Genomic DNA, 19,834 nt, shown 5'->3' with positions numbered 1-19,834 from the left:
GGCCAATGACTCACCGGCTATCCAGTAAGCTCCCACTGTTGCACTTGGATTTGAGACCGCCCAGCGTGGAATGGTCATAGTTTGCTATTGAAATAGGAAGATTGCAGGCGGGCGAAACAGATCCGGGGGGGGCACGCCACCCGACGAGGCCCGTTGCCACTTCAGCTCAGCGCCGCGTCGGAATGCGCCAGACCACCCAGGCGCCGATCAGGCCCAGTGCGATCAGCAGGGCCTGCAGCCACGGCCGGCCCATGAATTGCCAGGCGGACAGCGCCACCATGGTCAGCATCAGTGTGGTCGAAATCCACTTGATCCTCAGGGGAAGGGCGCGGTGGGCCTCCCAGTCGCGCACCATGGGGCCGAGGAAGCGATGCTGCGTGAGCCAGCGGTGCAGTCGCGGTGAGGCCCGCGCAAAGCACGCAGCGGCCAGCAGCATGAAGGGCGTGGTGGGCAGGCCGGGCAACACGACGCCAATCAGCCCGAGGCCCAGCGCGAGGAGGCCAGCAGCCACCAGCAAGGCCTGGCGCAGCGAAGGGCGCTTGCGGGTGTAAGTCATGACGCGAGGCCCTTACGCGCAGGAAGCAGCCCGGCGCAAGCGGTGATCGGCGAGCGAATCAGCAACCGTAGAACTTGATCGCGCGGATGCGGTGGGTGAGGGGCTCCACCAGCACGTAATCGGCGCCCACCTGGATCCATTGGGCGCCCCAGGTGGGTTTGCTGAGCTTGTGGGCGTTCCAGTCGGTCACCACCACCTGGTTGCCGCGATAGGCTTTGGGCAGCGTGGTTCCGACGGCGAGGGATTGGTCCGGTCCTGCGCCGCGCCGGGCCTGGCAAGGCACGGTCGGCTGTTCTCGCTCCCACTGTTGATAGGCGCCATCACCTTGGGCAAAGGCGATGCAGCAAAAGGCCAGTGCAACGGGAATCAGGGCAAGGCGGCGCATGGGTTCTCCTAGGAAAGCGAAGGGTGCGGTCAACACGGCGATTGTGGCCCGAACTGGCGTCGCCTCTCGCGCGAGCAGGTCGGCGGTCACCAGCAAAAAGGGCCCCGAAGGGCCCTTTTTCTGCGCGGCAGCGGGATGTGACGTCAGTCGCGCTCGCCGCCCATGATGCCCAGCAGGGCCAGCAGGCTCTGGAACACGTTGATGATGTCCAGGTACAGGGCCAGCGTGGCGCTGATGTAGTTGGTCTCGCCGCCGTCCACGATCTGCTTAAGGTCGTACAGCATGTAGGCGCTGAAGATGCCGATCGCCATGACCGAGATCACCATCATGCCGGCGGTGGATCCGACAAAGACGTTGATGATGCCGCCGACCATGATGGCCAGCGCGCCGACGAACAGCCATTTGCCCATGCCCGACAGGTCGCGCTTGATGACGCTGGACAGGCTGGCCATGACGAAGAAGACGCCGGCCGTGCCGCCGAAGGCCGTCATGATCAGGTCCGGGCCGTTCTTGAAGCCCAGCACCATGGCGATCATGCGCGAGAGCATCAGGCCCATGAAGAAGGTGAAGGCCAGCAGCACCGGCACGCCGGCTGCCGAGTTCTTGGTCTTGTTGATGGCGTAGATGAAGCCGAACGCGCCGCCGAGGAACACGATCAGGCCGACGCCGCCGCTCAGGGACTTGGTGATGCCCGTGGCCACGCCCAGCCAGGCGCCCAGCACGGTGGGCAACAGGCTCAGCGCCAGCAGCCAGTAGGTGTTGCGCAGGACACGGTTGCGTTCGCCTTGCGAGGCGATCGGGCCGTAGCCTGCACCTTGGTCAATGGTTTGCACGCGATCGTTCATGAATCTGACTCCTTGATGGGCTGCACCATGCAGCGGGCGTAGTGTAGTTGAGCCGCTGGACGCGACGAAGTTCCTTCAGGGGAATCCTTGAAGCTGTGTGGAATTGCGGGTCAGGACCGTTTTGCCCTGCGTGGGGGTAGTGCGCGGGGCTTGCGCGGCTATGCTCGTGGCTTTTCCCAACCGTCAGATGGAAAGCATCCCATGAAAAACACTTACTTACTGGAATCCGCCGATATCAAGGCCATCGCCGCGGCAGCCGAGGCTGAAGCGCTGAAGAACAACTGGGCCGTGACCATCGCCATCGTGGACGGCGGCGGTCACCTGCTGCACCTTCAGCGCCTGGACGGCGCCGCGCCGATTTCCGCGCACATCGCACCCGCCAAAGCCAACACGGCCGCCATGGGCCAGCGGGAAAGCAAGGTCTATGAGGACATGATCAACGGCGGGCGCGTGTCGTTCCTGAGCGCGCCGGACCTCAAGGGCCTGCTCGAAGGCGGCGTGCCGATCATGAAAGACGGCCAGTGCCTGGGCGCGGTGGGCGTGAGCGGCGTGAAATCCACCGAGGACGCGCAGATCGCCAAGGCTGGCATCGCGGCGCTCGGCCTGTAATCGCGCCTGCGGGTGCCCGGGCGCCTGCGTTGGGGTCGCCAGCGCCGGCGCGGAAACCGTCAGGCGGTCTGCGCGGATGCGGCGGCAGACGCTGGCGCAGGGGTCGGCAGCGGCAGGTGCAACACCACTTTTTTCGGCTCCAGACGGTCGAGCGCGCGGTGCAGCCGTTGCAGCATCTGCTCGACATCCATCTCTTCCGCGATGGGCGCCGAGCCTGAGCGGTCGGGCAGTGCGAGCGTCACCACCCGAAAACGGGGTGACAGGTGCAGGGGAACCGGATGCGCACCGGCGAGGCCCTTGGCGATGATGTGCTGCGCGAGCACCGCCAGCAGGGCACTGCGATAAGGCGCTTCGATCAGCAGCGCGAAGCGTGTGTTGGACACCCGGCAGACGGTGTCGATGTCGCGCACCACCGACGACAGCTGCGACGCCGCCACGACCAGGGCGCGATCGCCCATCAGCCGGCCCTCTGCCGCAACGATTTCGGCGTGGTTCGAGAGTTCCACGAGCACCAGCGCACACTCCTGGCGGCTGCGTCGTGCGCGGCGAATGGCATCGTGCAGGCGCACCAGCAGCACGGGCAGCGCGGTCAGGCCGGTGAGTGGATCGGTGCTGTCGATGACGCGCATGCGTGCGCGGTTCTCGTTGAAGTCCTTGGCGCGCCGGTGCAGGATGTAGAGCAGCAGCGGAATTTCCAGCGCCGAGCCGATCAGCACGGCGTATTGCGTGGCCCAGCTGTCCGGCAGGACGCCGGCGCTGCGCAGCGCCGGAAACGGGTAGGCCAGGTGCAGCGGCAGGAAACCCAGCGCGATCCAGCCGGCATAGATCTCGCCTTTGCGCCAGGCCCAGATGCACAGAGCGAAGCTCAGCAGAACCGACAGCAGACCATACAGGTTCAGCAGCTTGAAGGCAGCCGGGCTGAGGAAGAAGAAATAGAGAATCGGATAGGTGAAGCCGCACAGGGACCATACCGTGGCCAGCCGGTATAGACGCCGGCTGTGTCTTGAGAGCGCGCTGACCTCGCGCACGAACCAGATCCCCGCCCCGGTGAGCCAGAGCATGAACAGCGCGGGCGCCGCGTCGTTCCAGCGCGGCAGGTTCGGCCAGAAGAAGAGGCCGCCCAGGCCGGTGAAGGCGATCTGGAAACCCAGCATGCAGGTGACATAGGCGACGTAGGCGAGGAACACGCGGTCGCCGTACAGCCGCACATGGACCCAGCCCAGGAACAGCACCAGCAGACCAAAGCCGAGATAGATGCCCAGGGACAGCAACGAGCGGTCGCGGGCGAGTTGAAGGTCCCGTTCGTCCAGCAGCCGCAGGCTCGGACTCAGCGGTGCCGGGTGGTTTTCCAGGCGCAACCAGACCACTGTGCCGGCGCTGCCCTCCAACGTGAATACGGGCATGCGGTCGGGGTGCGACCATGAGGACACAGGCAGGTGGTCGCCGGCCTCCTGCGGCCGCCATTGGCCGTCTGCAGTCGGGGTGTACAGCGTGGCGCGATTGGTGAACGCACCGCCTTCGAGGACAAGGTACCAGCGTCGGGCGGGGTCGAGCGCCGGCAGGGGGTAGCGCAGCCAGAGCGCGCCGCGATCGATCTCGAACGAGCGCGGGCGCTCGAGGGCCTGAATCGCGTCCGCCGGCACGCGCGCGACGTCCTCGATGGTCGCGCGCCCGGTGGTGTCGACCCAGAAACGGGTGTCCGTGGTGACGAAGTCGCCCGAGCTGGCCGCCCAGGTCGTCGTCCCTGAGAGCCCAAGCGCCAGCACCACACTGGCGAGCCAGCTCCATGCGCAAGTCCACCTGGATTTCACCCGCATTTCAGACTCCTGGACGACGGTTGTTCATGTCGCCTGGACCGCCGCCAGCCAGCCAGGGGCCGGTCGTGGTCCATCGGTCTTCCACCCGGTTGAGCCAGGCGGGCGCACGGGGCTCATCATGCCATGCGGCCACGGTGACGCGCATCGGGTCCAACACCTGCTCCGGCAAGCCCAGCGGCCGGGTCTGGTCCAGCAGGAAGCGCTTCAGCAGGTGGTAGCCCACCACGCGCACCAACATGCGAGACAGCGAAAAGTTCGGCCTGAAGCGCCGCACCAGCCGGTCCAGCGACAGCGACAGAAACCGGCCGATCCCGAAGGCGAGCCGGGTCGGCCAGGGCACCGCCCCGCCAATGCCGATGTCCCTTGCACTGGCCGGTCCGATCAGCCACTGGCACAGCGGAACCGGTATGCCACGGATGACGGGCAGGCGGATCGCCTGCGCCATGGCCTGCATCAGGGCCTGCCCGAGACCGGGCCGCGCATCGGGTGCAGCCGTCTGCGCGCGACCGAACGCCTGCATTCGCTCGAAGCTGGCGGCGGCGTCGTCATAGCTCGCCGGCAGCAGGTCGTCGCGCACGCCCAGTACGTGACCCACCACGTTCCAGGCATGGAGAAAGGCGTCTTCGTCGGCTGGGGCCAGGCCCAACCCCAGCGTCCGCATGCCACGCAGAAAGACGTAGTGGAAGGTCAGCAGGGTGTAGGCCAGTTCGAACTGGTTGCAGGGCAGGCCGCGGGCCCCGATGTCCCAGCCGTGGGCCAGCAGGGCTTGGTACAGCGCGCCATGTCCACCCGCCGAAGGCCCTGCCGGGGGCTGCGCCGCCACGGCGCCGGGCATCTGTTCGGGATCGCCGTGCAGGATCAGGTGACGGATCGTGGCGTGGATCAGCCGCACTTTCAGCACCTGGGCGATGCCGCTGCCGGCCGGATCGGTCAGGCCTCCCTTGAGCATGACCGGGAACACCATCGCGGCGGTCTGGCGGATGCGGTGTTCGGTGTGCGCCTCGAGCTGCCCCGCCACGTGCAGCACCTCGGCCAACTGGGGCGGCACATAACACTCGGGCAGGCTGGCGCAGAACAGCAGGGTGCACGACAGCGGGCCCTCATGCATGAAGATCGCTTCGGCGCGGGCCACCCGGGCCGGGTCCAGCCAGGCCGGCAAGCGGCAGCCTTCGCGCAGGTACGCGCGCAGGGTCTCCACCAACGCCGGATCGGCCGAGCCGGGTGCGGGCTGCCAGTCGGCCAGGCTGGCGTTGTTGCGCCACTGTGCCATCAGCCGGGTTGCTGTCGCCAGCCGTGCGATGGCGTCCGCGTCGGGCTGTGAGGTGCCGTCCCACGGGCCGACGATGGCGGCCACGGTGCGGTCGGCCAGGGGATCAGCCAGTCGGGTCAGTGCCTCAAGGGACGGAACGGTGCTCATGCGGGGGGGTCGCTTTCTGGGTGCAGCCATTGCCACCATGCCGCCAGCGCCACCAGCGTGGGCAGGCCCATCGCGAAGAAGGCCACGGCGCGGGTTTCGATCGGGTGTCCGAAGAGCATCTGGAAGACCATGCCCGCCGCGTAGACGGCGATGGGCGCCAGCGCCGCCCGCCGGGCCCGCGGCCCCGTGCCGGCAGACGGGCGCGGCGCAAACAAGGTCTGGAACAGCAGGACAATGGCAAAGGACACCACCATCCAGCCCGCAAAACCCTGCAGCGTTTCACCGAACCAGCCACCGTCGGTCTTCTGCATGATCCAGGCCTTGAGCACGAAGACGAAGTAGGGATCGGCGCCCAGGTCAAATGCGGTGATGATCATCGCGGCCAGCCATGCGGTGAGCGCGCGCCGCGGCCACCCGGCTGCACAGAACACGGGCCGGCGCCACAGGATCAGGCTGGCCATGGCATAGCCGAGCCAGCACAATGCGAACCACATCAGCGCGATGGCCACCGGCACGTTGCCCAACTCCGGCCCCAGCACGGTCGTGTAGTGGTAGCGGCCGAAGAACCAGCCCTGCGACGAGCCCATCTCTTCGGCGAACCAGCCCAGCGCCAGCGCCAGAGCGGCAAATCCCAGGGCGCTGCGCCGCCCGGCCAGCACCCAGGCTGACCACAGACTGATGGAAAACAGGAGCAGGCAGGCACCGACGAGTGCAGCCGTCAGCAAACCGGGCGACACCGGCGTGCTCACACGCTGGCCCCCCGATGGGTCAGACAAGGCGCGCGGCAGGCGGTGAGCGACAGACCCATGAAATCAGGCGGCGTGGGTGGAAAACGGGCGCAGGTTACCACGCTCCGCCGGGCTGGCCACCGTGCGCGTGCGGGTCTGCCTATTTGGTCAGGATCAGCTTGCCAAGCCGGGTTTCCTGCAGCCGGTAGATCTCTCCGTTATGGCTGATCGTGACCGTGCGCTGTCCTTGCAGCAGTGCCTGGCTTTCGACGGGCGAGGCTTCAGTGCGCAGGGACGCCGGCGACAGTCGCGGCTGCGAACCCGATATGCGGCGCGGTTCCACAGTCTGCAGGATCGGTTTCGCCCGCATGAGGCTGCTCACGGCTTCGGTTCGGTGATGAAGCCGATCTTGCGCAGGCCCGCCTGCTGGGCCGCGGCCATGGCCTGGGCCACGCGCTCGTAGCGCACGGCCTTGTCGCCGCGAATGTGCAGGTCGGGCTGCGGGTTCTTGGCGGCCTCGGCGCGCAGCAGGCCCGGCAGGGCCTCGTCCGTCACCTGGGCGTCGTTCCAGTAATAGGTGCCGTCGGCCTGCACCGACAGGCGCACGGTTTCGGGCTTGGCGTCCTCGCGCTGGCTGCTGGCGCGCGGCAGGTCCACGTTGACCGCGTGTTTCATCACCGGCACGGTGATGATGAAGATGATCAGCAGCACCAGCATGACGTCCACGAAGGGCGTCATGTTGATTTCATTCATCACCTCGTCGGTGTCGTCCTGGGTTCCAAAGGCCATGGTGGCGCTCCTTTCAGGCCTTCTTCATCGGCACGACCTTGCCGTCGCCGCCGTTGCCGCTGTGCACGCGCGCGCCGGTCACCAGGTAGGCATGCAGATCATGGGCGAAGCGGTTGAGCCGGGCCAGGATGTGCTTGTTGCCGCGCACCAGCGCGTTGTAGCCCAGCACCGCCGGGATGGCCACCGCCAGGCCGAGCGCTGTCATGATCAGCGCCTCCCCGATCGGGCCGGCCACCTTGTCGATGGTTGCCTGGCCCGCGGCGCCGATGCTCATCAGTGCGTGGTAGATGCCCCAGACGGTGCCGAACAGGCCCACGAACGGCGCCGTGGAGCCCACCGAGGCCAGCACCGCCAGGCCCGTCTGCAGCCGGGCGGTGGTGTCGTCGATGGAGTTGCGCAGGCAGCGGGTGACCCAGTCGCTCACGTCCAGCGCGTCGTGCAGCTCGGTGCGCGCCGTGCCCTCGCGGTGGCGCACATGGGCGGCGGCTTCGCGGCCTTCGACGGCCAGCTGGCGAAACGGGTTGTCGGCGGGCGGCCCGAGCTTGGCCAGGCCTTCGGCGAAGTCTGCGCTGTGCCAGAAGGGCTCGGCGCCGCCGGCCAGACGGCGGTAGCGAAACAGGTCGATCGCCTTGACCACAATGACGATCCACGACGCCAGCGACATGCCGAGCAACAGCAGCGCGACGCTTCGGGTGACCCAGTCGCCCTGGAGCCAGACATTGACGAGGCCGAATTTGCTTTCCATGACTTGATTACTCCAGCACAAAATTGATCGGAACGTTGAACCACATGGCTTCCGGCACGCCGGCACGCTTGCCCGGCACATAGCGCCACTTCATCACCGTGGCCAGCGCGGCCTGGTCCAGCCGCTCGAAGCCGCTGGAGGTTCGGATATCCGCTTTCTGGGGCAGCCCGTCGGCGCCGATCAGCACCCGCACCACCACCTTGCCCTGCTCGCCCATGCGTTTGCTCAGAGGCGGGTACGCCGGACGCGGGTTGTTCAGGTAGTCCGCATCCGTCGAGGGCAACTCCACCCGGGCCGGCGCGGCAGGCGCCACCGCCTCGGCCGCGACGGGCGCACCGATGGGGGCGGCGGCCGGTTGGGGGGCGGTCACGGCGGCGGGGGCGTTGGGTGACGGTTGGCTGTCGGGCACGGCCTGCAGCTGCGGGGCCGCCTTTGCCGCCGGGCGCGGTGCGGTTCGGGCTGCAGGCGTGGCCGGCGCGGGCGCGGGGGGCACGTCCGCGCGCGGCGCCGGAGGGGTGATGAGGTCGCTCAGCACCTCGACGGGCACGACGGTCTCCACCACGCGCCGCAGCAGGCCACTGTGCAAGGCCCACAGCGCGCCGAGGTGCAGCAGCACGACGCTGGCAACGATCACGACGGTTCGGTTCATGCCGGGCAACGAGGGGGACGGTGGGAGGGACGAAATCATAGGGCAGCACGCACAGGCCGGGTCAGCGCCGCAGCACCCAACCCAGGGATGCGGCCACCAGCACCAGGCTGCCGCCGAGCAGGGCGAGGCCGGTCATGCGTGGGCGCCTTCTTGATCGGGGTGATGCGGGGAGCAGGACATGGTGTCATTGTAAATGAGAATTGCTCGCATTTGGGTGCATAGGGCTTTTTTTCGTGCCGACCGCACAGCCGGCAGGCCTTCCCAGGGCCTCACAGAGAAAAAATTGAACCAAAAATGCCCCATCCCAGCGCAAATCGGTCATTGTTAGCTATCAATTGTGAAGTTCTCGGTGGCCGGGTGCATCAGCCCCGCGCGGGTGACCTCCGCCAGCGTGCGGCAGCCGGTCAGGGCCATCGCGATTTCCAGCTCGTCGCGCAGCAGGTGCAGCACGTGCGCCACGCCGTGCACACCGGCATGGGCCAGGCCGAAGACGACCGGGCGGCCGATCAGCACGGCATGGGCGCCCAGGGCCAGAGCCTTGAGCACATCGGTGCCGCGGCGGATGCCGCCGTTTACCAGCAACGGCAGCTCGCCTTGCAGCGCGTCGGCCTCGCCGACGTGGGCGTTGAAGTCGCCGGTCACGCGCAGGCTGTCCCGGCCTTCTTCGGGAGCGGCTTTTTCACGTACCGTGACGCTGGACAGGGACTTGGCTTCCGCGGCGGGCGCCTCCTGGGCGAGGGCGCCGAGCGAGCCTGAGAGCAGCATCGCACCGAGTGGAATCAGCGTCTGGGAAGCTATGGAAGGCGTAGCGCCTGGGGACCGTTTGGCGATGGGATGTGGGCGATCTGATCGGGAATTCCGGGGTTTTGGCATGGTTGCAGGCTGGAGGTGTGCCACTTCAGTTGGCTACAACCACGACAGGCCCCGTTGGGGGCCGCGCAGCTTGGCTGGCGGACGGATGGGTGCACTGTGCACGAATGAGAAACATTCGCAACAAAGAAGGGGCCGGGTGTGAACCCAAACCCGCCCCCACGGGGCCGGATCTGCCAGCCCGTGGGCATCCGGAACACAGAAATCAAGGAAAAACCCGCCGACCCCAGCGTCGAATGGTCACATCAAGCTATCGAAACAGGAGCAATTAATAGTTCAGGCGCTCGGGCCTGATCTCCTGAAGGATGGTGGTGGCGATCTCTTCGATCGACTTGGTGGTGGTGCTGAGCCAGCGGATGCCGGCCCGCCGCATCATCGCCTCCGCCTCGGACACCTCCATGCGGCAGTTCTCCAGGCTGGAGTAACGGGAGTGGGGCCGGCGCTCGTTGCGAATCTCGGACAGGCGCTCAGGCTGGATGGTGAGGCCGAACAGCTTGGTGCGAAAGGGCGCCAGCGCGGGTGGCAGCTGGCGCCGTTCGAAGTCCTCGGGAATCAGCGGGTAGTTGGCCGCCTTCAGGCCGTGCTGCATGGCCAGGTACAGGCTGGTGGGCGTCTTGCCGCTGCGGCTGACGCCCACCAGGATCACGTCGGCGCCCTGCAGGTCGCGGTTCGACTGCCCGTCGTCGTGCGCCAGACTGAAATTGATCGCGTCGATACGGTCGTGGTATTCCTTGCTTTTGCTGGCGTCGCTGAAGCGGCCGACCCGGTGGTGGGACTTGATGCCCAGCTCTGTCTCCAGTGGATTCACGAAGGTGCCGAACATGTCCAGCAGCATGCCCTTGCAGCCGTCCTGGATCACCTTGAGCACCTCCATGTTCACCAAGGTGCTGAACACGATGGGCTTGCAGCCTTCCACTTCGGCCGTATGGTTGATCTGGCGCACGGCCTGGTGGGCCTTGTCGGCGGTGTCGGTGAACGGAAGGCGGACCTGGCGGATCTTCATCTCGAACTGGGCCAGGATGGCCTTGCCAAAGGTCTCGGCGGTGATGCCGGTGCCGTCGGATATGAAAAAGACGGTGCGGTTGGGCATGGGTGGGCGCTCGGTGATCGGGACCCCCCGACTGTAATGCGCCGGCCGGGCCTAGAATGGCAGGCTACCGGCCGGCAGGGCCGTCCGGCCCGTCTATCCAGGGACTCTTTTGATGCGCTGCGCAGACCGATTCGAACAACAGCAAAGTCTTGCCGCCTTCTTGCAAGGCGTTCGCAGCCGCGACCGGTTTATTACTTCTGGAGCTTTCCCATGTCTGCACTTTTCAGTCCGACCGACCTGGTCGTACCGTTTGAGAACCTGAGAATGAGCGATGTCGAGGTAGTCGGCGGCAAGAACGCCAGCCTCGGCGAAATGATTTCCCAGCTGCCCTCCGGTGTGAAGGTCCCCACCGGGTTCGCCACCACGGCGCACGCCTTTCGCGAATTCCTGAAGCACGACGGCCTGACGGACCGCATCAACGCCCGTCTGGATGCGCTCGACACCGAGGACGTGCGCGCCTTGGCCGAAGCCGGTGCGCAGATCCGTGCCTGGGTCGAGGCGCAGCCGTTTCCGGCCGCCCTGGAGACGGCGATCCGTGAAGCCTTTGCCGTGCTGAGTGCCGGCAATACGCAGGCGACTTTTGCCGTGCGCTCCTCTGCCACGGCCGAGGACCTGCCGGACGCCTCCTTCGCCGGCCAGCAGGAAACCTTCCTGAACGTCCATGGCATCGACGATGTTCTTCACAAGATGAAGGAAGTCTTCGCCTCGTTGTACAACGACCGGGCGATCAGCTACCGCGTCCACAAGGGTTTTGCCCATGCCGACGTCGCCCTGTCGGCTGGCGTGCAGCGCATGGTGCGTTCCGACCGGGGTGCTGCGGGTGTGATGTTCACCATCGACACCGAAACCGGCTTCGAGGACGTGGTGTTCATCACGGCCAGCTACGGCCTCGGCGAAACGGTGGTGCAGGGGGCGGTGAATCCGGACGAGTTCTATGTGCACAAACCCATGTTGCGTGCGGGCAAGCGCGCACTGATCCGGCGCAACCTCGGGTCCAAGCTGATCGAAATGGTGTTCACCTCGCCACAGGAGAAGGCCGAGACCGGCAAGCTGGTGAAGACTGTCGAGGTCCCGACGGAGCAGCGCAACCGCTTCTCGCTGACCGATGCCGATGTCGAGCAGCTCGCGCGCTATGCCCTGGTCATCGAGGAGCACTATGGACGCCCGATGGACATCGAATGGGGCAAGGACGGCATGGACGGCCAGCTCTACATCCTGCAGGCGCGCCCGGAAACCGTGAAGAGCCAGGCGCAGGGCAAGGCGGAGCTGCGCTACAAGCTCAAAGGGCGCGGCACCGTGCTGGCCGAGGGGCGGGCGATCGGGCAGAAGATCGGTACCGGGCCGGTGCGGCGGGTGCACAGCCTGTCCGAAATGGACAAGGTGCAACCCGGCGATGTGCTGGTCACCGACATGACCGATCCCAACTGGGAGCCGGTCATGAAGCGGGCCAGTGCCATCGTCACCAACCGCGGCGGGCGCACCTGCCACGCCGCCATCATTTCGCGCGAGCTGGGCATTCCGGCCGTGGTGGGCTGCGGCAACGCCACCGAGCTGTTGAAAGAGGACACGCTGGTGACCGTCAGCTGCGCCGAGGGCGATACGGGCTTCATTTACGACGGGCTGCTGGAGACAGAAGTGACCGAGGTTTCCCGTGGCACGATGCCAGAGATCGGTGTGAAGGTCATGATGAACGTCGGCAATCCACAGCTGGCCTTTGACTTCTGCCAGCTGCCCAATGCCGGCGTGGGCCTGGCCCGGCTGGAGTTCATCATCAACAACAACATCGGCGTGCATCCGAAGGCCATCTTGGACTACCCGAATATCGACACCGACCTCAAGAAGGCAGTCGAGTCGGTGGCCCGCGGCCACGCCTCGCCACGGGCCTTCTACGTCGACAAGGTGGCCGAGGGCGTGGCGACCATTGCGGCGGCTTTCTGGCCCAAACCGGTGATCGTGCGCCTGTCCGACTTCAAGAGCAACGAATACCGCAAGCTGATCGGCGGCAGCCGCTACGAGCCCGAGGAAGAAAACCCGATGTTGGGCTTTCGCGGCGCGGCGCGCTACATCAGCGAAGAATTCGGCGAGGCCTTCGCCATGGAATGCGAGGCGCTCAAGCGCGTGCGCAACGACATGGGCCTGACCAACGTGCAGGTGATGGTGCCCTTCGTGCGCACGCTGGGGCAGGCGCAGCGCGTGACCGAGCTGCTGGCCCGGCAAGGCCTGAAGCGCGGCGAGGCAGAGCTCAAGCTGATCATGATGTGCGAGATTCCGAGCAATGCCATCCTGGCCGAGCGCTTCCTGGAATTCTTCGACGGCTTCTCCATTGGCTCGAACGACCTGACCCAGCTCACCCTGGGGCTGGACCGTGATTCGGGGCTGGAACTGCTGGCGGCGGACTTCGACGAGCGTGACCCGGCGGTGACCGCGCTGATTTCGCAGGCGATCAAGGCCTGTTTGGCGCAGGGCAAATACATCGGGATCTGCGGCCAAGGGCCCAGCGACCACCCGGACTTTGCCCTTTGGCTTCGTGATCAGGGCATCAGTTCGATTTCACTGAATCCGGACTCCGTGGTGGATACCTGGAAGCAGTTGGCAGGCTGAGCGCACGTGCTCAAATCCCTTGCTCCTCCTTGCGGCAATGACCCGGGCGGGCGGGTGGGCGCTGGCAGGGCCCGCCTTGCGCGGATCACGATGGGTCTGGGGGCGCGAGCCTGATGCTGGCGGTGGTCACGGCGATCAAGCTGGTGGCAGAGATTGCCCTGTTTGCATTGATCGGGCGGGGCGTGCTCGCCCTGCTCGCGGGCAGGGGGAAAGAACACAATCCGTTCTACCGCATTCTGAGAACCGTCAGCCAGCCCTTTGTCGTCGCCGCACGCTGGCTGGCGCCGAAGGTCGTGCTGGATCGGCACCTTCCGTTCGTGGCCTTTCTGGTGCTCCTGTTCGCCTGGCTGGCGATGACCGGATGGAAGATCCGCCTGTGTCTGGAAGCAGGAGTGACGGCATGCCGTTGACCGGGATGCTCCAGGTGTTCGGCTTGCGACTCATGGCCAAGGCGGCCCTGGTGGCGGGGCGGCACGAGGCGGCATTGACACGCTTTGATCAGATCCTGGTTTGCCAACCCCTGGATCTCCATGCACTGGCCAGTCGCGCGCATCTGCTCGGACAACGGGGCGACCGAGCGGGCGCCATCGAGACCTTGTATCGCTTGACGGCAGCGCACCCGGAGCATGCGGCCGGCTGGTTCAACCTGGGCTTTCTGCTGGAGGAAGCTGGCGTGCTGGAGCCTGCTCGGGAAGCCTTCCAGTGCGCCTGCGATCTGGCGCCTGACCTGGACCGAGCCTGGTTCGGCCTGGCGCAGGTCCACATCCGTGCAGGACGTCTGGACGAAGCCGCTGCGGCGCTTCAAGTGAACACGCGGCTGCAGCCTTTTGCGCCGCACGGCTGGTATCAGCTGGCGCGGTTGCATGTGCAGCGCCAAGCGAATGAAGAAGCGATCCGGATCATCGACCACCTGCACGGTTTCGAGCCCCGCGTGGCGGCGCAACTGGAGCGAGAGACCGGCTTGCAGGCCAGCCGGTGACAGGGTGTGCCCGGTTGCGCCGTTTTTCTCCGAGGTTGCCGGTGTGCTGGCGCCGGACCGGGCGTCTGGTACAGAATGGCGAAAACCGGTACAAGGCCAAACAGACGTGAGGGTGTGGACGATGCCGCAACAGGAGATGGAGCTTGCCGAGTCGCGCCGCCGATACTGGCGCAGCAATCTGCGCATGACCGGCGCGCTGCTGGCGCTCTGGTTTGCCGTGACCTTCGGGGGGACTTTCTATGCCCGCGAGCTCAGTTTCAATTTCCTGGGCTGGCCGTTCGGTTTCTGGGTCGCGGCACAGGGCTCACTGGTTGTCTACTGCCTGATTGTCTGGTTCTACGCCCGCTACATGGCGAAACTGGACATCCGCCATGGTGTGCAGGAACGTGAAGACTGACACATGACCGGGCGCAACGAAAGCCATCCGGGCCCACCGGAGTCCCGCAGCACCCGCGAGTCGTTCCGTCGCAATCTGGACAAGGTGTACGGTTGGTACACGGGCGGATTTGTCGTCTTCGTGCTGGTGCTGGCGGTGCTGGAGCAGTTCGGGCTGTCGAGGCGCTGGATCGGCATTGTCTTCCTGCTGGCCACGATACTGCTGTATGCCGGCATCGGCATCATGAGCCGAACCACGGACGCCGCCGAGTACTACGTGGCCGGCCGCAGGGTGCCGGCCATTTACAACGGAATGGCGACCGGTGCCGACTGGATGTCGGCAGCCTCATTCATCAGTCTGGCGGGAACCCTTTACCTGACGGGCTACAACGGCCTGGCCTTCATCATGGGGTGGACCGGGGGCTACTGTCTGGTGGCGTTGTTGCTGGCACCCTACCTGCGCAAGTTCGGGCAGTTCACGATTCCGGACTTCCTTGGGGCGCGCTACGGCGGCAACCTGCCGCGCCTGCTGGGCATTCTTGCGGCCATCCTGTGTTCGTTCACCTACGTGGTGGCGCAGATTTATGGCGTGGGCCTGATCACGTCGCGCCTCACGGGTGTCGCGTTTGAGCTGGGCATTTTTCTGGGCCTGGGCGGCATCCTGGTGTGCTCGTTTCTCGGCGGCATGCGGGCGGTGACCTGGACGCAGGTCACGCAATACATCATCCTGATCGTGGCCTATCTGATCCCGGTGATGTGGTTGTCCATGAAGCAGGTGGGCACGCCCATACCCCAGGCCGTCTATGGCTTCCAGCTGGAGAAGGTGTCGGCCATGGAGCAGCGGCTGATGGACGATCCGTCCGAGATCGAGGTTCGCGAGATCTTTCGCCGGCGTTCGGTGGAACTGGCCGAGAAGCTGAAGGACCCGCGTGCGGCGCTGGCCATTGACAAAGCCGAAGCCGCCAGGAAGTCCGCCGATCTGAAATCCGCCCATGCGCCGGACGCCGATATCGTGGCGGCAGAAAAGGCGCTGTATGGATTGCCCAAGGATGAGGCCGCCGCCCGCCGGAGCTGGACCGCCGCCCGGGCGGTTGCCGATACCAAGGCCAAGCCTCTGAACGGGATGCCCCGCCACGCCCAGCAGTTTTCCGGCGATCCCGATGGAGACGCTTCCGAGAAGGCCGAATACGAAAATTCGCGCCGCAATTTCCTGGCACTGGTCGTCTGCCTCATGCTGGGGACAGCTGCGTTGCCGCACATCCTCATGCGCTACTACACGACGCCGAGCGTCAAGGAGGCGCGCGAATCGGTCACGTGGTCGCTGTTTTTCATCTTTCTGCTGTACGTCACGGCGCCAGCGCTGGCCGTGCTGGTCAAGTACGAGGTCTTCCACGTGCTGGTGGGTACGCCGTTCGACCAGTTGCCGCAATGGATGACGGCGTGGAGCAAGGTCGATCCCAACCTGCTGTCGGTGGTGGACGTGAATCGCGACAACATCCTGCAACTCAACGAATTGTCGATCGGCGGTGACATCATTGTGCTGGCGATGCCGGAAATCGGCGGTTTGCCCTATGTCATTTCGGCGTTGGTGGCCGCAGGGGGGCTTGCCGCGGCGCTGTCGACCGCCGACGGACTGCTGCTTACCATCGCAAGCGCGCTCAGCCACGACCTGTACTACAAGATGATCGACCCGAACGCCTCCACGGCACGCCGGGTGACCATTTCAAAAGTCCTGCTCTTGATCGTAGCCCTTTGCGCGGCCTATCTCGCCGCCCAGAAGCCCGCCGATATCCTCTTTCTGGTGTCGGCGGCCTTTTCCTTTGCCGCAGCTGCGTTCTTTCCGGCTCTGACGCTGGGCATCTTCTGGAAACGCGCCACCGGCGTCGCAGCGTCGCTCGGCATGGCTGCGGGACTCGGCATCACCTTCTATTACATGCTGATGACGCAGCCGTGGTTGCGCGAGATCTTCAGAGTGACGAAGCCCGTCGAACTGTGGTGGGGCATCCAACCGATATCGGCGGGCGTCTTTGGCGTCGCGCTGGGGTTTGCAGTCATCTTCCTGGTCAGCCTGGTCACGCCGAAGCCTGGACGGGAGGTCGAAAACCTGGTGGAGGACCTGCGCTACCCCTGCCGCAACGACCGCTGACGGCTTAGCGGGTGAAATCTGCCGCAGGACGCGCTATAATGCGCGGTTCTACCTTGCTGCACTCCGATTCGACGCCGGAGGCAGCTCAATCCAAGCCCTTACCGGGTTATCCAAAAGGAGTATCGATGCGTCACTATGAAATCATCTTGCTGATCCATCCGGATCAGAGCGAACAGGTTCCGGCCATGCTGGAACGCTACAAGGGCATGATCACGGCCGGCGGCGGCAAAGTGCACCGTGTGGAAGACTGGGGTCGCCGTCAGCTGGCGTACCAGATCAACAAACTGGGCAAGGCCCATTACCTGTGCGTCAACATCGAAGCTGACCAAGCCGTCATGGGCGAACTGGAACATGCGTTCAAATTCAATGATGCCGTGCTGCGCCACCTGACCGTTCAGAAGAAGAAGGCCGAGACCGGCCCGTCTTCGATGATGAAGACGGTCGAGCGCGAAGAAGCCCGCAAGTCCAACCAAGCCGATTACGCAGCCTGACGCGGCCTGTCGGCGCGGAGTGAACCACGTTGTCCTGTCCGCCGGTATCGTTGAGGCCAAGCCTCTGCGCTATACCCCGGCCGGTCTGCCCGCCCTGGACCTTCGACTCGAACACGAGTCCAGTGTCGAAGAGGCGGGAAGCAGCAGGCAGGTCAAGGCAGTGATCAAGGCAGTAGCCCTGGGAACGATCGCCGAGAAGCTCGGCATCCAGCCCATCGGCAGTGTCTTCAGGTTCAGTGGCTTTCTGGCCACCCCGCGCAATGGCAAGCTCGTCGTGCTCCATATTCAAGAGTATCAGCAAGATTAATTTATTAGGAGTCCAACATGGCCGGACCAAAACGTTTCAACAAAGACAAGCGCCCGAAGCGCCCCGCCCAGAACCTGCTGTTCAAGCGCAAGCGCTTCTGCCGCTTCACCGTGACCGGCGTGGTCGAGATCGACTACAAGGACATGGACACGCTGCGTGACTTCATTGCCGAAAACGGCAAGATCATTCCGGCACGTCTGACCGGCACCCGTGCCATCTTCCAGCGTCAGCTCAATACGGCCATCAAGCGTGCGCGTTTCCTCGCGATGCTTCCGTACAGCGACCAGCATCGCATCTAAGGAGAACAACCATGCAAATCATTCTGCTCGAAAAGGTTGTCAACCTCGGTGATCTCGGCGAAATCGTCAAGGTCAAAGACGGCTATGCCCGCAACTTCTTGATCCCGGGTGGTCGCGCCCGCCGTGCCACCGAAGCCAACAAGGCGGCTTTCGAAGCCCGCCGTGCCGAACTGGAAAAAGTCGCTGCTGCCAAGCTGGCCGAAGCGCAAGCCCAGGGTGAAAAGCTCGCTGGCAGCACGATCAAGCTGACCCAGAAGGCGGGCGTCGACGGTCGCCTGTTCGGTTCCGTGACCAACCACGACATTGCTGAGGAGCTGACCAAGCAGGGCTACAAAGTGGCCAAGGCCCAGGTTCGCATGCCGAATGGCCCGATCAAGCTCGTGGGCGAAAGCGCCGTCAACGTTGCCCTGCACACCGATGTGGTGGTGGAGATCAACGTCACCGTTTACGGCGAATCGGCCTGATCGGACTCGCTCTCCCAAAAGGCCGCCGGGTGCAATCCCGGCGGCCTTTTTCTTGGGTGCCCCGGTTGCCCACAGGCAAGGGATCGAAAACCGCGTTGATTCCACATCTTGTCCACAGACTTGTCCGGTGACGGAAGGCGCCAGTCAGCGTAGCATTTCCCCCTAGAAGGATTCCTCCATGTCGGCTGTTTTCTCCACGGACTTCCCCGGTGACGTTGATGATTTCCCGCTCGACCGGCAGGTGGCGCAGCTGCGCATCCCTCCGCATTCGATCGAAGCCGAGTCAAGCGTGCTGGGCGGACTGCTGCTCGACAACGGCGCTTGGGACCGCGTCGGAGACTTGCTGGTGGAAAGTGATTTCTATCGCTATGAACATCGGCTGATCTACGGTGCCGTGGGCGCGCTGATCAATGCCTCCAAACCGGCGGACGTGATCACCGTCTTTGAACACCTCCAGAATCAGGGCAAGGCCGAAGAGTCTGGCGGGCTGGCGTACCTGAATTCTCTGGCCCAGTACGTTCCCAGCGCCAGCAACATCCGGCGTTATGCCGAGATCGTGCGCGAACGCTCGATCCTGCGCAAACTGGTCAGCGCCAGCGATGAAATTGCGACCAACGCCTTCAATCCGCAGGGGCGGGCGGTCGACCGGATCCTGGACGAAGCCGAGCAGAAGATCTTCAATATCGGGGAAGAAGGCTCGCGCATGAAGCAGGGCTTCCAGTCGATGGACTCGCTGGTGGTGAAACTGCTCGACCGTGTGCAGGAGATGGCCGATAACCCGAATGACATCACCGGGGTTCCCACCGGCTTTTACGACCTCGATCGCATGACCTCCGGTTTGCAGGCCGGTGATATGGTCGTGCTTGCGGCTCGCCCGTCCATGGGCAAGACGGCGTTTGCCATCAACATCGCTGAGCATGTTGCGCTCAATGAGGGCTTGCCGGTGGCCGTCTTTTCGATGGAAATGGGCGCGTCGCAACTGGCCGTTCGTATCGTGGGTTCAATCGGACGGATTGACCAGGGGCACCTTCGCACCGGCAAGCTGACCGACGACGAGTGGCCGCGCCTGACCGAGGCCATCGAGCGCCTGCGCACGGTCTCCTTGCACATCGACGAAACGCCCGGGCTGACGACCAGTGAGCTGCGCGCCAACGCCCGCCGGCTGGCACGCCAGTGCGGCAAGCTCGGCCTGATCGTGGTGGACTACCTGCAGCTGATGAGCGGATCAAGCTCCAACGGCGACAACCGCGCCACCGAACTGGGCGAAATCTCGCGTGGCCTCAAGATGCTGGCCAAGGAACTTCAGTGCCCGGTGATTGCCTTGTCTCAGCTCAACCGCAGCGTGGAAACGCGCACGGACAAGCGGCCGATGATGAGCGACCTTCGCGAGTCGGGCGCGATTGAACAGGATGCGGACATCATCATGTTCATCTACCGCGACGACTACTACAACAAGGACTCACGCGAACCCGGCGTGGCTGAGATCATCATCGGCAAACAACGAAACGGACCGACCGGAACAGTCAAGCTCGCCTTCCTCAAACCGCTGACCCGGTTCGAGAGCTTGGCCTCGGGCGGCAGCGACGACTTCTGAGCCGCTGCCTCAAGGGCTCGACCCATCCGGATCCGTGGGGCCCATTCGTTACAGCACCTCGCTGGCGAAGTCGGCCAG

Annotated in this window: 22 protein-coding genes and 1 pseudogene; 11 read left to right on the top strand and 12 right to left on the bottom strand. The window is 64.9% G+C overall.

Features of this window, described 5'->3' with window-relative positions; all coding sequences use genetic code 11:
• Positions 1 to 166: 166 nt before the first annotated feature.
• The 3 genes from ACMUOY_RS19050 to ACMUOY_RS19040 all read right to left on the bottom strand — a co-directional run bounded on the left by ACMUOY_RS19050 (position 167) and on the right by ACMUOY_RS19040 (position 1,786).
• Entirely contained in the window at positions 167 to 556 is a 390-nt protein-coding gene (locus tag ACMUOY_RS19050; protein ID WP_413894319.1) for a YbaN family protein, read from the bottom strand.
• A gap of 58 nt (positions 557 to 614) precedes the next feature.
• Positions 615 to 941 (bottom strand): RcnB family protein, encoded by a 327-nt coding sequence (locus ACMUOY_RS19045; RefSeq protein WP_413894318.1) that lies wholly within the window; start codon positions 939 to 941, stop codon positions 615 to 617.
• Between the two features lie 143 nt (positions 942 to 1,084).
• Positions 1,085 to 1,786: a Bax inhibitor-1/YccA family protein gene (locus tag ACMUOY_RS19040; protein WP_413894317.1), complete on the bottom strand. Its 702-nt coding sequence runs from the start codon at positions 1,784 to 1,786 to the stop codon at positions 1,085 to 1,087.
• 201 nt (positions 1,787 to 1,987) lie between these two features.
• Here ACMUOY_RS19040 and ACMUOY_RS19035 point away from each other — a divergent pair, with 201 nt between their 5' ends.
• Positions 1,988 to 2,395, top strand: a complete 408-nt coding sequence (locus tag ACMUOY_RS19035; RefSeq protein WP_413894316.1) for a GlcG/HbpS family heme-binding protein — start codon at positions 1,988 to 1,990, stop codon at positions 2,393 to 2,395.
• 59 nt (positions 2,396 to 2,454) lie between these two features.
• Here ACMUOY_RS19035 and ACMUOY_RS19030 read toward each other — a convergent pair whose 3' ends face one another.
• The 9 genes and pseudogenes from ACMUOY_RS19030 to ACMUOY_RS18990 all read right to left on the bottom strand — a co-directional run bounded on the left by ACMUOY_RS19030 (position 2,455) and on the right by ACMUOY_RS18990 (position 10,500).
• A complete protein-coding gene (locus tag ACMUOY_RS19030; protein WP_413894315.1) occupies positions 2,455 to 4,212 on the bottom strand; it encodes a 7TM diverse intracellular signaling domain-containing protein in 1,758 nt (585 codons plus the stop codon).
• Between the two features lies 1 nt (position 4,213).
• Positions 4,214 to 5,629 carry an oxygenase MpaB family protein gene (locus ACMUOY_RS19025; protein ID WP_413894314.1) on the bottom strand — a complete coding sequence of 472 codons (1,416 nt, stop codon included), beginning with the start codon at positions 5,627 to 5,629 and terminating at the stop codon, positions 4,214 to 4,216.
• Entirely contained in the window at positions 5,626 to 6,405 is a 780-nt protein-coding gene (locus tag ACMUOY_RS19020) for a carotenoid biosynthesis protein (RefSeq protein WP_413894313.1), read from the bottom strand. The genes ACMUOY_RS19025 and ACMUOY_RS19020 overlap by 4 nt, the downstream gene beginning before the upstream one ends.
• Positions 6,406 to 6,517: 112 nt before the next feature.
• Positions 6,518 to 6,739 (bottom strand): hemin uptake protein HemP, encoded by a 222-nt coding sequence (hemP, locus tag ACMUOY_RS19015; protein WP_413894312.1) that lies wholly within the window; start codon positions 6,737 to 6,739, stop codon positions 6,518 to 6,520.
• Complete coding sequence (locus ACMUOY_RS19010) at positions 6,736 to 7,146, bottom strand: ExbD/TolR family protein (RefSeq protein ID WP_413894311.1); 411 nt, start codon at positions 7,144 to 7,146, stop codon at positions 6,736 to 6,738. Before ACMUOY_RS19010 ends, hemP begins: the two co-directional genes overlap by 4 nt.
• A gap of 13 nt (positions 7,147 to 7,159) precedes the next feature.
• The gene (locus tag ACMUOY_RS19005) at positions 7,160 to 7,891 is read right to left on the bottom strand and encodes a MotA/TolQ/ExbB proton channel family protein (protein WP_413894310.1); all 732 of its coding nucleotides are present in this window, start codon (positions 7,889 to 7,891) and stop codon (positions 7,160 to 7,162) included.
• A 7-nt stretch (positions 7,892 to 7,898) separates the two neighbouring features.
• Positions 7,899 to 8,540, bottom strand: coding sequence for an energy transducer TonB (locus tag ACMUOY_RS19000; protein WP_413894309.1), 642 nt, complete (start codon positions 8,538 to 8,540; stop codon positions 7,899 to 7,901).
• A 324-nt stretch (positions 8,541 to 8,864) separates the two neighbouring features.
• Positions 8,865 to 9,143, bottom strand: a pseudogene (locus tag ACMUOY_RS18995) (alpha-hydroxy-acid oxidizing protein); the annotation flags it as partial.
• Between the two features lie 535 nt (positions 9,144 to 9,678).
• Positions 9,679 to 10,500: a pyruvate, water dikinase regulatory protein gene (locus ACMUOY_RS18990; RefSeq protein ID WP_413894308.1), complete on the bottom strand. Its 822-nt coding sequence runs from the start codon at positions 10,498 to 10,500 to the stop codon at positions 9,679 to 9,681.
• Between the two features lie 210 nt (positions 10,501 to 10,710).
• Here ACMUOY_RS18990 and ppsA point away from each other — a divergent pair, with 210 nt between their 5' ends.
• The 10 genes from ppsA (at position 10,711) to dnaB (ending at position 19,756) form a co-directional block, all read left to right on the top strand.
• The gene (gene ppsA, locus ACMUOY_RS18985; RefSeq protein WP_413894307.1) at positions 10,711 to 13,101 is read left to right on the top strand and encodes a phosphoenolpyruvate synthase; all 2,391 of its coding nucleotides are present in this window, start codon (positions 10,711 to 10,713) and stop codon (positions 13,099 to 13,101) included.
• Between the two features lie 113 nt (positions 13,102 to 13,214).
• Positions 13,215 to 13,511, top strand: a complete 297-nt coding sequence (locus tag ACMUOY_RS18980) for a hypothetical protein (RefSeq protein ID WP_413894306.1) — start codon at positions 13,215 to 13,217, stop codon at positions 13,509 to 13,511.
• Positions 13,502 to 14,080: a tetratricopeptide repeat protein gene (locus tag ACMUOY_RS18975; RefSeq protein WP_413894305.1), complete on the top strand. Its 579-nt coding sequence runs from the start codon at positions 13,502 to 13,504 to the stop codon at positions 14,078 to 14,080. Before ACMUOY_RS18980 ends, ACMUOY_RS18975 begins: the two co-directional genes overlap by 10 nt.
• A gap of 121 nt (positions 14,081 to 14,201) precedes the next feature.
• Positions 14,202 to 14,477, top strand: a complete 276-nt coding sequence (locus tag ACMUOY_RS18970; protein ID WP_413894304.1) for a DUF4212 domain-containing protein — start codon at positions 14,202 to 14,204, stop codon at positions 14,475 to 14,477.
• 3 nt (positions 14,478 to 14,480) lie between these two features.
• Positions 14,481 to 16,601: a sodium:solute symporter family protein gene (locus ACMUOY_RS18965; RefSeq protein ID WP_413894303.1), complete on the top strand. Its 2,121-nt coding sequence runs from the start codon at positions 14,481 to 14,483 to the stop codon at positions 16,599 to 16,601.
• 125 nt (positions 16,602 to 16,726) lie between these two features.
• Complete coding sequence (rpsF, locus tag ACMUOY_RS18960; protein WP_413894302.1) at positions 16,727 to 17,092, top strand: 30S ribosomal protein S6; 366 nt, start codon at positions 16,727 to 16,729, stop codon at positions 17,090 to 17,092.
• Between the two features lie 19 nt (positions 17,093 to 17,111).
• A complete protein-coding gene (gene priB / locus ACMUOY_RS18955) occupies positions 17,112 to 17,399 on the top strand; it encodes a primosomal replication protein N (protein WP_413894301.1) in 288 nt (95 codons plus the stop codon).
• A gap of 17 nt (positions 17,400 to 17,416) precedes the next feature.
• Entirely contained in the window at positions 17,417 to 17,698 is a 282-nt protein-coding gene (gene rpsR / locus ACMUOY_RS18950; protein ID WP_413894300.1) for a 30S ribosomal protein S18, read from the top strand.
• Between the two features lie 11 nt (positions 17,699 to 17,709).
• On the top strand, positions 17,710 to 18,162 hold the full coding sequence (gene rplI / locus ACMUOY_RS18945; protein WP_413894299.1) for a 50S ribosomal protein L9: 453 nt from the start codon (positions 17,710 to 17,712) through the stop codon (positions 18,160 to 18,162).
• A 178-nt stretch (positions 18,163 to 18,340) separates the two neighbouring features.
• Positions 18,341 to 19,756 carry a replicative DNA helicase gene (dnaB, locus tag ACMUOY_RS18940; protein WP_413894298.1) on the top strand — a complete coding sequence of 472 codons (1,416 nt, stop codon included), beginning with the start codon at positions 18,341 to 18,343 and terminating at the stop codon, positions 19,754 to 19,756.
• The last annotated feature ends 78 nt before the right edge of the window (positions 19,757 to 19,834 follow it).

The sequence above is a fragment of the Candidatus Skiveiella danica genome, assembly GCF_022705245.1.
Lineage (GTDB): Bacteria > Pseudomonadota > Gammaproteobacteria > Burkholderiales > Burkholderiaceae_C > Skiveiella > Skiveiella danica.
This window is presented reverse-complemented; position numbering and strand designations above follow the sequence as displayed.